At 56.2% G+C, this 14,033-nt stretch carries 8 protein-coding genes; all 8 read right to left on the bottom strand.

Features of this window, described 5'->3' with window-relative positions:
- Positions 1–58: 58 nt before the first annotated feature.
- A complete protein-coding gene (gene cysS, locus BUE18_RS17940) occupies positions 59–1,483 on the bottom strand; it encodes a cysteine--tRNA ligase (protein ID WP_073477564.1) in 1,425 nt (474 codons plus the stop codon).
- A 24-nt stretch (positions 1,484–1,507) separates the two neighbouring features.
- Positions 1,508–1,975, bottom strand: a complete 468-nt coding sequence (gene ispF / locus BUE18_RS17945; RefSeq protein WP_073477565.1) for a 2-C-methyl-D-erythritol 2,4-cyclodiphosphate synthase — start codon at positions 1,973–1,975, stop codon at positions 1,508–1,510.
- 27 nt (positions 1,976–2,002) lie between these two features.
- The gene (locus BUE18_RS17950) at positions 2,003–4,774 is read right to left on the bottom strand and encodes an Hsp70 family protein (RefSeq protein WP_073477566.1); all 2,772 of its coding nucleotides are present in this window, start codon (positions 4,772–4,774) and stop codon (positions 2,003–2,005) included.
- Between the two features lie 36 nt (positions 4,775–4,810).
- Entirely contained in the window at positions 4,811–6,610 is a 1,800-nt protein-coding gene (locus tag BUE18_RS17955) for an Hsp70 family protein (protein ID WP_073477567.1), read from the bottom strand.
- A gap of 125 nt (positions 6,611–6,735) precedes the next feature.
- Positions 6,736–7,491 carry a DUF2760 domain-containing protein gene (locus BUE18_RS17960; RefSeq protein WP_073477568.1) on the bottom strand — a complete coding sequence of 252 codons (756 nt, stop codon included), beginning with the start codon at positions 7,489–7,491 and terminating at the stop codon, positions 6,736–6,738.
- A 196-nt stretch (positions 7,492–7,687) separates the two neighbouring features.
- Positions 7,688–10,129, bottom strand: a complete 2,442-nt coding sequence (locus tag BUE18_RS17965) for a choice-of-anchor U domain-containing protein (RefSeq protein ID WP_139264792.1) — start codon at positions 10,127–10,129, stop codon at positions 7,688–7,690.
- A 202-nt stretch (positions 10,130–10,331) separates the two neighbouring features.
- On the bottom strand, positions 10,332–11,324 hold the full coding sequence (gene bioB / locus BUE18_RS17970) for a biotin synthase BioB (RefSeq protein WP_073477570.1): 993 nt from the start codon (positions 11,322–11,324) through the stop codon (positions 10,332–10,334).
- 250 nt (positions 11,325–11,574) lie between these two features.
- Positions 11,575–13,977 carry a choice-of-anchor U domain-containing protein gene (locus BUE18_RS17975; protein ID WP_073477571.1) on the bottom strand — a complete coding sequence of 801 codons (2,403 nt, stop codon included), beginning with the start codon at positions 13,975–13,977 and terminating at the stop codon, positions 11,575–11,577.
- Positions 13,978–14,033: the final 56 nt, after the last annotated feature.

Genomic DNA, 14,033 nt, shown 5'->3' on the forward strand with positions numbered 1-14,033 from the left:
ATGCTTCGCGTGGGAATGCATACGGAAGTTGTTTGCATTCGTTAATATATACAAGCGGTTAAGCCATTTTCCAGATAGTCCCGTCGGGAGTGTCCTCGATGGCCACGCCCATTTCGGTCAACTGATCGCGGATGGCGTCAGCCGTCCCCCAATCCTTGTCCTTACGGGCCTGGGAGCGTTTGGCGACCAGATCGTCCACCATGGCCGGATCAAACCCGCCGTCCTGGGCCGCCTGTTCCTTTTTGCCTTCAAAATAGGCATCGGGATCTTCCTGGAACATGCCCAAGACGCCGCCCATCTTTACGATGGCTGCGCCCGCTTCCGTGGCCCGGACCTGATCGTCGCCCGTGAGATCTCCGTCCAGCAGCCGGTTCACGTCGCGCACGGCCTCGAACAGGATGCCCAGGGCGCCGGCGGTGTTAAAATCGTCATCCATGCAGGCGCAAAAACGGGACCAGTGGCCGCTGATCTGGAAGTCGTCGTCCAGACCGCCTACGGTTTCCAGGATTCGTTGCAGGCAGGAGTAGACGCGATCCAGGCCGGAAGCCGCTTCTTTCATGGCCTGCTCGGTAAAATCCACGGGACTGCGGTAATGTTTGGACAGGAGGAACAGGCGCACGGCTTCTGGATGGAACTGGTCCAGGATTTCCTTGACCGTGAGAAAGTTGTTCAGGGACTTGGACATTTTTTCCGAGTCAATGTTCACAAATCCGTTGTGCATCCAATATCTTACGAATTGCTGGCCGAAGGCCGCTTCGGACTGCGCCACTTCGTTTTCGTGATGGGGAAAGATGAGATCCTGGCCGCCGCCGTGGATGTCAAAGGTCTCTCCCAAACGGGACCAGCTCATGGCCGAACATTCGATATGCCAGCCGGGCCGGCCTTCTCCCCAAGGGCTTTCCCAGGCGGGCTCGCCGGGCTTTTTGGCTTTCCACAGAGCAAAGTCAAAGGGATCTTTCTTGCGGCTGTCCACTTTAACCCGGGCGCCGGCTTCCATGTCTTCCAGCTTGCGGCCGGAGAGCTTGCCGTAGGATGCAAAGGAGCGGACGTCAAAATACACATCGCCGTCCACCACATAGGCGTGGCCTTTTTCCACAAGTTTGGCGGTCACCTCGATGATTTCCTTTATGAATTCCGTGGCCCGGGGCTCCAGGGTGGGCCTGAGCACAGCCAGAGCATCCATGTCGCGATGGAACTCGTCGATGTAGATTTCGGAAAGGGCCTGGCAGTCCATGTCCCTTTCATTGGCCCGGTTGATGATCTTATCGTCCACGTCCGTAAAGTTCCTGACATAGGTCACCTTGTATCCGGCTTCCTGCAGATACCTGAAAACAATATCGAAAACCACGGCTGACCTGGCGTGTCCGATATGGCTGGAGTCGTAAACCGTGGGGCCGCAGACGTACATGCTGACATGCCCGGGTTTAAGGGGTTTAAAGGTTTCTTTTTGCCGGGTCAGGGTGTTGTACAGGGTGAGTGCCATTATGTTTTTTCTCCTTTGGATCCGCTATTCCAGGCAGGCGACGCAAGTTGCCGCCATGCCCTCCCCTCTGCCTGTTATTCCCAGGCCTTCGGTGGTGGTGGCCTTGACGTTAACCTGCCGGTTTTCCAGGCCAAGGCATTTGGCTATCACGGAAACCATTTCCTGTCTATAAGGGCCGATTTTCGGCGCCTCCGCCACCAGCGTGGCGTCTATATTAACGATCTTATATCCATCGTGCGCAATTTTTCGGCCCGTCTCCTCCAACAGGCGCGTGCTTGCAATGTTTTTATACTTTGGGTCCTTATCCGGAAAATGCATGCCGATGTCCCCTAGGCCGGCGGCGCCCAACAGGGCGTCGCACACGGCGTGGAGCAATACGTCGGCGTCGGAATGCCCCTTGAGGCCTTTATCAAAGGGGATGGTCACCCCTCCCAGAACCAGGGGCCTGCCATCCACCAGACGGTGCACATCGTATCCGTATCCCACGCGCATGGTTTTCTCCGGTTTCGGATTAAATCATCAATCCCGCAGAACGATTCCAGCGGGCAGAGCCTCGCCGAACATGGAATCCTCCTCCTGACGATCCATGGCCACCACCTGGGCGACCATTTTGGTCAGGGATTTGGCGGCGCCCTTGTTCTTCATCCATTCCAGGACCTTGGCCCGATCCGCCTCCTCAATATCCCTCTTGATATCGCCTGTCATCCTGGCAAGATGGGCCAAAGCCTGACACACCGGCTTGGGATTTTTCCACTCGGTTTCCAGGATTGTGTTGATCCAGGCGGCTGCGTCCTTGGAGTATACTACGCGATCCAGGGGGCCGTACAGCAATTCCCGCGAGCCGAGCCTGGAAAGGGCCCACCATTGCTGAGGCTTGGCCTTTTTGGGATGCAATTCCTCCATGAGCAGCTTGGCGCATTCCAGCTTATCCTTGATGTGCAGGCGTTCCAGGTTGGCCAGGAGCATCCACATTTCCAATTTCTGCTGGGGCGGAATTTTTAGTTTTCCGGCCTTGGCGTTTTTCATCTGGGGCATGAGATCCTGGAACACCTGGCGTTGCTGTCCGGCTGTAAGACCGCCGGCCGCCCTGCGCCACAAGACCCACCATTCCAGCATAACCTGGGGATTCTTGGGATGCACCGGGCCTTTTTTGTAAAAACTCCACAAGGTGCGCATACGGTGCTCATCCAGGGCGTCGCCAAAGCCGGGTCGCAGGCAAAACCCCATGAGATTCAGCCAGCGGGCTTCGTAATCCGCGCCGTGAGCCCGGCCGGTCTGCTGCTTCTTCAAAAGATCGTCAGCAATGCGCCGCACCAGGGACAAAGGCCATTTTTCCCGGGGGAGTTCCACGATTTCAGCGATTACGTTGGGCAAGCGTTCGGGCGGCAATTCCCCTTTTTTCCCGCCGAAAACCTCATCTATCCGGGCAAAAACCTCGTTGACTATCGATTCTTCAAAGACCTGGCCGTCCTCCACCTGGGGAGCGGCTTCCTGCTTGCGAATCTGGAACTGCAGCCGCCATTTATGGTCCGTGTTCACGGACTTGCACCACAGACTCAGGGTTCCCACTTCCGTGTAATGGGCTTCAATTTCAACGGGAATCTGAGTTTGCACGCCTTTTTTGCCGAACTGAATGACTGTGTTGATGGGCGGCAAAAGGGTCAGGGTGTCGTCGATATCTATGATGTCCCCGGCTTTGTCTCCGCTGCGATAGCTGGAGCTGTACACCTGAAAGCTGACGGGTTGGTTGGCCAACACCTGGAACTGACGTTGGGACAGGTTGATGCGCGTGCCTTCTTCCACGCCGCGCTCCAAGAGGCATAAGGCCTTGCCCTTGCCGTTTTGTCCTTCGACGCCGGAAACCTGCAAATAATAGCCCCTGGCGCTGCCGCTGCCGACCTTGACGCCCATGCCGGATTTTACGAGGCCGTAATAAGCGGCGCCCCGGGCCACGGCCAGGTCCAGGTCGGGGTTTTCCAGGACTCCGGGCAGGCGGTCGGACTTAAACCAATGCTTTATGCCTTCACGGATACGCGTCTGAATTACTTCGGGTTTCAAGCTGCCGCCGTTAAAGAGCAAAAGGTCGGGGAACGGAACTTCCTTGCCCAGCATGTCCTTGACGCTTTGGGCGTGGCGCTCCAGAAATTTGCACATATGACGGGTGACCGCCGGATCCTGCTCATAGGGCAGGCCGAACTCGGTAATGCCGCCTTTGCGGGCCGCGGGCGCCTGAGAATCGGAATCCACAACGGGGAAAAACCCGTCCAGGATGGTTTCCTCCACCTGATCGCGGGTGAGCGTGGCGGACAGGGTGTTGGCGATGAGGCCGCGGCCTTCGCCCATGAGAGTGACGGTCTTTTTGTCCACCTCGCCGCCCAGGATGGCTTCCTTGGCCTGCCTGCACTGGTGGCACAAGGCCTGCCAGCGGTTGGCGTTCAAAGACTGGGAGGGGGCTTTCTTAAAACCGGCTTCGGTCTTGCGGGCCAGGGCCAGGTCCATGTTATCGCCGCCCAGAATAAGATGGTCGCCTACGGCGATGCGCTCAAACCGAGGGCTGCCGTCCACCTCGCGCAAGGTGATGAGCGTGAAGTCCGTGGTGCCGCCGCCCACGTCAACCGCCAGAATCAGCTCTCCGGGTTTGACGTAGTTTTCCCAATCGTTTTCGTGAAACACGAGCCAGGAGTAAAAGGCCGCCAGGGGCTCTTCCAGCAAGGTGACTTCGCCGATGCCTGCGGTGCGGGCCGCCTCCATAGTGAAATCCCTGGCCACTTCGTCGAATGACGCAGGGACGGTAATGATGACGAACTGGTTTTCCAGGAATTTTTCGTCCACGCCCTTGGCCTGATGATTCCAGGCGATGCGTAAATGCTTGAGATAGGACCCGCTGGCGAAAACCGGAGAGACCTTCTGCACTTCCTTATCTGCGTTCCAGGGGAGAATGGGGGCGGTGCGATCCACCTTGGAGTGACACAGCCAGCTCTTGGCGGAGGATACCAGCCGGCCCGGCACTTTGGAGCCCTGCTCACGGGCGAAGGTTCCCACAATGCCGATTTCCTCGTCCTTCCAGGGCAGCTTCAAGTTTTCCCGGTCCACGTCATACTGGCCGGGCAGATACAAAAAGGAAGGCAGCACGGGCAGGCGCGCCAACTCCCCGGGCGCAAACACCTGGGGCGTGTGGAACATCTTGATTTTGGAGGCCGTGTTCTTCCCGCTTAAATCCACATAGGACAAAGCGGAGTTAGTGGTTCCCAGGTCAATGCCTACTATGATCTGGTCTTCGTTTATATCCAAAGCTATTCGTCTCCCCGGCCAAACCCGTTACAGGCTTTAAGCCTCAAAGTCTTCCTTTTCGCGTACGTCGAATTCCAGCTTCCACCGGCGGTCGTCCAATGTGGAAACGCACCAAAGTTCGAGGGTCCCGACTTCCGTGACGTTCACATGAATGCGAACGGGCAGGACCGCGCCTTTGTCGTCGTCTTCCAGGACGGTTTCCACCAGGGTGATGGGCTCGATATCCTGCTCCCAGTCGTCCACTACGGTCCCCACATTGTCGTTATGGCGCACGGAGGAGCCCAGGAACTCAAACCGGACGGATTCGCCCACGATCAAACCGAATTCCTCTTCGGTTAAATCGGCCTCGGTTCCTTCTTCCATGCCGAAAGGCGCCACGCACAGGGCTTTCATGGGGATGGGCATACCGGGCACGGCGGGCATGGCCGCTTCTACGCCGATGTAATAGGATTTTCCCAAGCCGCCCCGGATGCGTACGGCGCCGCCTTTGCGCGCCAAGCCGTAATAAGCGGCGCCTCTGGCCACGGCCAGGTCGAAGTTGGCGCCTGCCAACTCGCGCACGCCGCTTCCCTCGCCGCCGGACCAGGAGTTCAACAGATCCAGAACGCGGGAGCGGAAATGGGTGGATTTCATGACCCCGCCGTTGAACAACACGGCGGTGGGCATTTTTTCGCCGGAGCGGGAAAGAAAGCCGGCCAGATGCTTGCTGATAGCCGGGTCTGAAGCGTAAACCAAGCCGCCTTCCCGCATGCCCGCCCTGCCCTGGGTTGCAGGCACGGCGTCCTTGGGAACCACGGGAAAAAAGCCGTTGGTCAAAATTTCCCGGACTTCCTGGTTGATCAACTCGGACCGGATGGTCCCGGCGATGAGGCCGCTGCCCCGCCCTAGGATGCTGATGGGAACGGATTCCGGCCCCTGGCCGGAAAGCAGGCCTTCCTTGGCGCTGCGGCAGGTCTGCCACAAACCGCGCATTTGCCAGGCGTCCAGCTTTTTACCGGACTTGCCGACTTTGCCGGCCACCACGTGGGCCAGGGTGAGGTCCATGTTATCGCCGCCCACCAGAAGATGGTCCCCCACGGCAACCCGCTCCAGGACGAGATCGCCCTCTTCCTCTTTGACATGAATAAGGCTGAAGTCCGTGGTGCCGCCGCCAAGGTCGCAAACCAGCACCAAGTCGCCCACGTTCACCTGATCGCGCCATTTGCCGGAGCTCGCCCAAATCCAGGAATAAAACGCGGCCTGGGGCTCTTCCAGCAAGGTGGCTTCCAGGCCGGCGATTTTGGCAGCCTGGACCGTCAACTCCCGAGCCACGGCGTCAAAGGACGCAGGCACGGTAAGGAATATCTCCTGATTCTCCAGCTTCAGGGAATAATCGTCCTTGGCCATCACATGGTTCCAGGCGTCCCGAATATGAGATAGGATGGCCGCGCTGGCCTGCACCGGAGACATCTTTTCCAAGTCCTGATCCTTGGATCCCCAGGGCAGGATGGGATTGTTCCGCCCCACCCCGGTCTGACACAACCAGCTTTTGGACGAGGATATGAGACGATGGGGAATTTCAGCGCCCCTATCCCGGGCGAAGGCGCCCACAGCGCGATTGGAGTTTTCGTTCCACGGCAGTTTGAGGCCGTCCGCTGGCACGTCATGGGCTCCCGGTAAAAGAACGAATGACGGCAGGGTTTCCCTCTCCTCCATGGCGCCTGGCGCCGTCAATTGGGGAACCTTGAACAAGCGGATGTCCGGATGCTTTCCCTCTTCCGTATTGACAGGGACGTAGGATACCACGCTGTTGGTGGTTCCCAGGTCGATTCCGATAATATATGTCGGGTCTGGCACTTTCGGCTTTTTCCCCTCTGTTTAATTCATCAATTCAAATTGTTTAGCGTTGAGCCGGTTATTGTGCTCATTTGGGCAAGGAGACCCCGCCCATACAATGAAACCGGGCGCGGCAAGCGGCGGCCCTACTCCAGTTCCACTTCGGCCGGGGCGATCAAACGGGGGTCGCCCTGGGCGATAAGCGTGGGCATTTCAAAGCGGCCCGCCCGCCATCCCCGGTGCCTTAAAACCCCCCTAAAAGGCGGTTTGCCGGAGACTGCGCCGATGAGCTTGATAGCCGCCGGGTCGAAGTCCTCCTCAATGGTGATGGCTTCGCCCTCTTCGTGATCCAGAACCGGCTGGGGGTTGAAATGCTTTTCAATGAGCTTTTTGCAGCTTTCCTGCACGCCCCTGGCTGCGGCGCCGATCTGATCGTCTTCGTACAAGCTAAGATCTTCCGCAAAAAAGTCCATAAGCCGGCCTTCTCGCTGCAGCATGGAAAAAAGAAGTAAGGCCCTGCGCTGATCGTCCATTTGCTTTTGGCGGGCGCTTTTTTCGTCCACTTGGGGTTTGGGTTTTTCTTCTTTTTCGGGAGGAGCGGCGAGAGCGGCGGCTTTTTTGGCGCTGCCCCTGACGCAAAGCCACAGAATCAGGGAAAAAAGAAAGAAAACAGCGTAGATAACGCCCACGGCGTAAAGCCGGAAGCCTCCCAGAAACCCCATGAGTTCAGTGATTCGGACGGAGACGTTGGCTTCGGGCTGCAGGGCTGCGGCCTCTTTGCCCAAGCTCAAAAGCACATCCAGGCCGAACCATGCGGGGACGGCCACGGCGGCGCACAAGAGGGTGTTCCAAAACAAGATCCACAAAAAGGAACGGCGAGAAAACCGCTTTATCCAATCCATTTTTTCTGACTCCTTGATTATAACCGTTAGTTCAGGGCTTTGCACAGAGCCCTTGTGGCAAAAGGATATATGTAAATCCAACAAGGCAGGGTGTCAATAGCAGGGCTGGTCCTAATTGCTTCTTTATGGGGATAATAGCGGAAAAAGCCCCCTTTGCCGGACGCATAAAGCTCCTGCAAAGGGGGCTGCCTGACTTTTATGCGGAAATTTTTCTGCGGATGGCGCGGGCGCCCAAAAACGCCGCCGCCCAAAAGGCCAAAACGGCGAGGGGTGCGGGGTTTATCCGGGAATGGGCGCCTTTAATAAAGCAATCGTCGGTGAAGTCGCCCCAGGTCTTATTAGCGCTGTCACTAGCCGGGATGCCCGGGCCTCCCGGGTCCACAACGTATCCATTTCGGATTCCGTCGGCGTCCCCTTCCCCTCCGTCGATAAGCACAATTTCCATGCTCATGCCGTCGTCGGCCATGGTGCAATTATCGTATTTATACCACCCTTTGGCCTCGTCGTACTTCCACCAGAACGTGCTCCCCGGCATTTCCTTGGAAAAATAGACGGTCACCGTTCCGGTGATGATGTCGTCGTCATAGGCCAGACGGAAATCCACGGCGCCCAGAGGCAGGTTGGGCCTGGACGGCAGGCTGTCCAGATAATCGTCATCCAGGGCCTTTAAATACTGCACAGTAACGTCGGTGCCGCCTCTTATGCCTATACTGGCTTCGCCGTCATCAGTCAGCACGGTAAAATCGGCCTTGGAGGAAGTGGTTTCATTCAGGCATTCCTCATCAGCCAGGACGCCGAATTGGGGCTGCTCCCAAACCCTATACAAGCCGAGCCCATCGTAATCCTTGCCAAAGCCGCCTTTCATCATGATCAAAGAATAGCCGTCATAACAGAGACCTGAAGCCGAGCCGTTCAATGCCGTCGCCACGGAAATCGCCTGGCTGGCCTTGATTTCATAAAGCCCGCCGTTGTCTCCATCTGTCATGAAGATGGAATTATAGGGACCGTAAGACATGGAACGGACCGGATAATCCCAAACCATGACGTCCTGGTCCACGGTTCCCTTTTCCGTATCGATTTCATGGAAATAGGCTTTTTCTCCCGTGTTCTCAACATAAAGAACGGTCTGGCTTCCGGAAAAAATCGCAGGGCCGTTATTTCCGCCGTGGAACCTGTCAAAATCAGCAACGACGGTTCTTGTTATGACGCTGCCGTCGAGTTCGATATGGTTTAAGTACATGCCGTCACCGCCGTCCTCATAAGAAGCGACGTACAGGTCTCCGGTTTCCGGATGTTCGACCAATACGGCGGGAATGCCGGTGCAGCCGGTAATCACGGTAGAAATGTTGTCTTCGTTGTCCTCAAACGCGTACTCATAAATGGAAGACCTGGGAGCTTCGTTATAATCCAGAAAGTATAGCTTGTCATTTTGAGTAGCCAGCAGTTGGTAAGGGAACACGCCGTCCAGATCCTGCTTTTCCGAGTCCTTTATGGTCAGCGCCGTCTCGTCGGAGTTATCCAGATCAAATTCATAGACTTTATGGGAACTGGGATAATACATCTTTCGGCCCAGCACCGTGAATTGATTAAAACTGGGATTGTTTTTCGGGCAGCCCATGTAGTATGTTTCGTAATATCCCTGCAATTCCAGCCCTTCGGAAACGTAATCGTCCACCAGAGAACTGTAGCAGAGGTCTCCGGCGACTTTTCTGCTGGATTCCGCCTCAAACTGGCTTGCAAAAAGTTCGTCGCCGTAAAAAAACAGCCCGCCCAACGGGCGGTCGGAGCTTGCAATCTCGTCATAGTTAGATTGGTCGTCTCCATTGAATGGCATTTTGATTAAATACACGGTTTGGCCGTCGCCTGATGCGGCGTATACAAAATTGTACCAAGCCCGGGCCGCCCCGGAGAGGCCTCCGGGAAATTCCAGAAAATTCGCTTCAATCTCTCTTTCGTTTTCCTTGGTTCCGGGATAGGCCGGGTCCAATAAATGAAAATACCCCGTATCGCCAACCTGCTCGCCGGAAAGCAAAGAACGCGGACCCTGCCAGGCTATAGGCCCCTGGTCACCGTCATTAGGCAAATCATAAACCATATGCTTTTTAGCGGAAGACTTATCCGAATACAGCTCGTAAAAATACGTGTGAACTATAGTGGTGGAAATGTACCATACCGCACCCGTCCAGGGATTTTGAGCGAAGCCATATAGCTGGCCGGTGCTGCTCGTGCCATATTGCCTTTTTATGGCAGGCCACTCACCGGCCAGGTTGGCGTAGTAAATGGTCTTTTGGCTGTCATGGAAGAACAAGAAGCCTTCCTTGGAGACAAACAGCCCGCCTACGGCATGGGTTTCGTCCGCCACGATGGCGGAACTGCAGACCTTGAGAACGTTGCCGTTTTCCAGGTTGTATCCATAGATGTCGTTGTCATAGGCCAGATAAATCAAATAATCCTGATAAACGGCGAAAGAGCCCTCGTCTTGTTTGGGCGCCGGATCAAGCGACGGAATGCCGTTGTAGGCGGTATACTGGTCATAAGCGGGCGTGAGGGCCGAAAACGCCGGCGTGGCGCCGAACAGGAGCAAGACCAAAGCAAGGCCGATCCCCATCATGCGAATATTCCTCTTGCGCATACCCATTCCCCCTCCTTTTATGCTTGTTGGAGCTTGTCTTAGGATTGTCGATTTTATTTTGAATTGCGATTGAATGTTTTTGCGCCGCATTGGATTGCGGCGCCCCGCCCTCTGGAAATAATTCCTTAACACACAATCTTTTCAGGGGCAAATGATAGAATTTAGACCGGAAAAAAACACGGTGCATTTTAGTGAGAATAACAGCCTTCTATTCGGCTTTGCCTTCCCATAAAGCGGTAAGGCCCAGGCGGCGGATCATGGCATGGTCCTTTTGCGGATTGCGTCCCGGCGCCGTGAGATAGTCTCCCGTCATAATTCCGGACGCCCCGGCGTAAAAGACCAGCGGATGCAGCTCCTCCAGGTTGGTTTCCCTGCCTCCGCAAATGACTATTTCCTTGCCTCCCAAAGCGAAACGCAGCAGGGAAATAATCTTAAGGCAGCGCAAAGGCGACAAAGCAGAGCTTTTTTCCAACCGGGTTCCTTTAATAGGGAGGAGGAAGTTAACAGGGACGGAGTCCACATCCAAGTCCCTGAGGGCCAGCCCAAGCTCCAGGACCTGCAAGTCGGTCTCCCCTATTCCAAACAAGCCGCCGGCGCAAACGCTCATGCCCGCCTTTTTGGCTTCCCGGATGGTTTGAACTCTGTCTCCATAAGAATGGGTCGTGCATATTTCCTTAAAATGGCTTTCCGCCGTTTCCAGGTTGTGATGATACCGGTCCACGCCCGCGTCCCTTAACAACGCGAAATCCTCGGCGTCCAGGATTCCCAGGGAAGCGCAATAATGCACCCCTTCGCCGCCCATGCGCGAAAAAGCCTCGGCGACCATCCGCACTTCGGCTTTGGGAAGCCGCCCTCCGCTGGCCGCCACGGAGTATCTGTGCACGCCGTTCTCCCGGGCGTAAGAGGCGCCCTGAAAAATTTTGCCGGAATCAATAAGCGGATAAACAGGCGCGCTGGTTTTGGCATGGGCGGACTGGGCGCAAAAAGCGCAGTCTTCGCTGCACTTGCCGGATTTGCCGTTCACGATGCAGCATAAATGAACCTGATCCCCGAAAAAACGCCTCCTGACCGCATTTGCCGCGGGCAGCAAGTCCAAAACCTGCTGCTCGGACAGACAGGCCAACTCCTCCAGGTCGGATATTTCGGGCAACTGGCCGGCTTTCGCCGCTTCGGCCATTTCAAGGCGCTTTTTTAAATCCATATAGACGGTCTTTCTTTCAAACCAAGGGGGGCTTTAATGTAGTTGTATAACACCGCCTCGGGGCTAACGTTAACCATTACTGGTTGTATAGTTAACGATTTTACAAAAAAGCGTCAAGGCTGTTGGTTGATTTTTCAAGGGCGGAAAAGCAGCCGGGGGAGGAATCTCTTTATATTCCTCCCCCGGAGTTTGGCTTGCTTTTAAGCGGCCGGCCAGGCCGGGTTAAGGGCCTGGCCGGAGCGTGTTTAGTTTAGGAACGGGCTGCAAAGCGTTTCTTCAGCAAAGCCGCCATGCCTGCGCCCAGCAGGAGAACCAGCCCCATGGCGCCGGTATGGGCCTGGGATGCGGTTTGCACAAAGCAGTCGCTGGTATCGTCAATGACAGTATCGTTGTCCGTGTCCGGGCTGGGGTAGCCGGGTCCTGCGGGATCGACCACGTAGCCGTTGGCCACGCCGTCGGCGTCGCCTTCGCCTCCGTCCACAATGGTGAGCTTGACGGCATCGCCGGCTTGCATAAATTCGGCGTTTTCAGGCTGATACCATCCTCTCAACGCGTCCAGCTTCCACCATTGACGATTCGCCTCCAAGTTTTCGCCGAAACGAATCCAGATGATTGCGGTTCCGCCCACTTCATCCACCTTGGCGCGGAAATCCAAGAGGCCGTACCGCAGGTTATAAGGGCCGCCGGCGGGGAGATCCATGTCCGTGGGATCCAGGAACTTAAAATATTCGATGGTGGTTCCGGTTCCGCCCTGGATGCCCACTCTGTCTGTCGAGTCAGTGCCGGTCTGTACGGTGAAATCGGTTTGATCCAGGTCGTTGGTAGGCGCCTGGTCGTCCGGGATGCCGGTGGTCCAGGGTTTCCAGATTGTTTGCAGGCCGGTTGCATAGGTGGCAGGATCGGTTGCAGCGACAATGAGGGACGTTCCGTCATTGGCCAGATCGCCTATGGAGCCGGCGGTTTCGGCAATTAACTCGCTGGAGTCGTCCAACGTGTTGATTTTGTAGATGGATTTACCTTCGCTGGTGCTGACGTAAACGCCCTGGCCAGGCCCGTATATGGCGGAGTTCAATCCTCCGGCCAGGGTGAAGATGTCTTTGTACACCCTTCCGGTGTCCACGTTGATTTTATGGATATATCCATTCACGCCCCAAACGGACTCGCCGTAATAGCAGTATCTTTCACTGCCGAAAATAATGGGGCCGCTGGCGCCGCCGTCCGCTGCGTGAGGAATGGCGAAGGAGATGCCGTTTCCTTCAATGCCGGAGAAATCCTGGCTTATTTCATACAGATAGAAGACATCAGCATCCAGGTCGGCGGTGGAGATCCACAGGGACTCGCTCCAGGGGTTCCAGGTCATATCCCAAATGGAGCCTTCAATGGTTCCGGACAGGGATAAGGTCTCGCTGATGGAGGGATCGGAAAGTTTGTTCCGATACAGGAACTGGGTGGGATTGCCGTTGTCATGATAATAAAGGTATCCGTCGCCGCCAGAGGTCAGGCCGGCCGGGCCGTAAGCCCAATCGCTGCCTTCGGAAAAATCCACATCGGCCCACATTGCACTGGTTCCGGAGATGGGGTCATACGCGTAAATATCGACATTCCCGCCGTTGTCGCCGGCGTACAGAATCGTATCGCCGTAATAGGCCAGGGTATTATTCCATGCCTGGAGTCCTACGGCTGGAAGATCCATGGGGGCGTAGCGGTAACCTTCGGCGGGGGAGACCAGGTTCACGTTTTCCGTGTCGCTCAGGACGCCAATGCTAACTGTACCGGAAGTCACGTGAGTGGTTCCAATATAGAACTGGCTGCCGTCAAAGGCCAGGCCGCCGACGGTTTCGGTATGGGTCAAGACCTGCTCAACCATGCCGTTGTCCAAATAGCTGACGGTTTGGCCGGTGCTCGTAGCCACGAAGGGTCTGTTGCTGTATCCCAGGACGGCGTCGGAAAGGCCTCCGGGAAAGGTTGCGTATTGATCGTCAATAACCAGATCGCCTTCAGGGTACACCCACTGAAAGGAGCCCTCGGTCGCATAGGCGGACTCGCCCACCAGGACTGTGTTCGGGCCTTTAAAGACGATGGGGCCGACCCCGCCGTAGTCCTGGACGTTGTCCAGTTCCATTTTAAGCTCGACCGCCCTTTTGGAGCCTGTACCGGTATATTCGTACAGGTACATTTTCTGGGTGTCGTAATCCCCGGTGACGAACCACAGCCTGTCGGTCCAGGGATTGATGGCTAATTCGTAGATGGAGCCTTCGCAGCCCGTGTTGAATCGGGAGCCAGTGTTGCTGGAGGCGCCAAAACTATACTGATATATATACCTTGAGGGGGCGCCGTTGTCGTGAAAATACAAGGTGGCGCCGTCGTAAGTAAGAACCATTCCCGCCGGGCCTGAGGCGTAGGTTGACAATAGAACAGGTTCCACGACCACTTGAGTCTCCCCGGTTTCCGGGTCCCAGCCATACACGTCGCCGCCTGAGGAGTACAGCAGCAGGGTGTTTGTGAGCACGTCGTTCTGCACAAAAACCATGGACGGGTTCCAGGCGTCCGGCGCCGGGTCGAACGCCGGAAGATCTTCGTAATTCCAGGCGGCCAGGGCGTTCCCCGCCCCGACGAAGGCAAGCAGTACAGTTACAATCAAGAGCCTCTTCATGTTTTCATCTCCTCCTCAGTGTGCACAAACACTCGAAAAGTAAAGCGCAGCAATAT

The organism is Desulfatibacillum alkenivorans DSM 16219 (genome assembly GCF_900142135.1).
GTDB classification, from domain to species: Bacteria; Desulfobacterota; Desulfobacteria; order Desulfobacterales; family Desulfatibacillaceae; genus Desulfatibacillum; species Desulfatibacillum alkenivorans.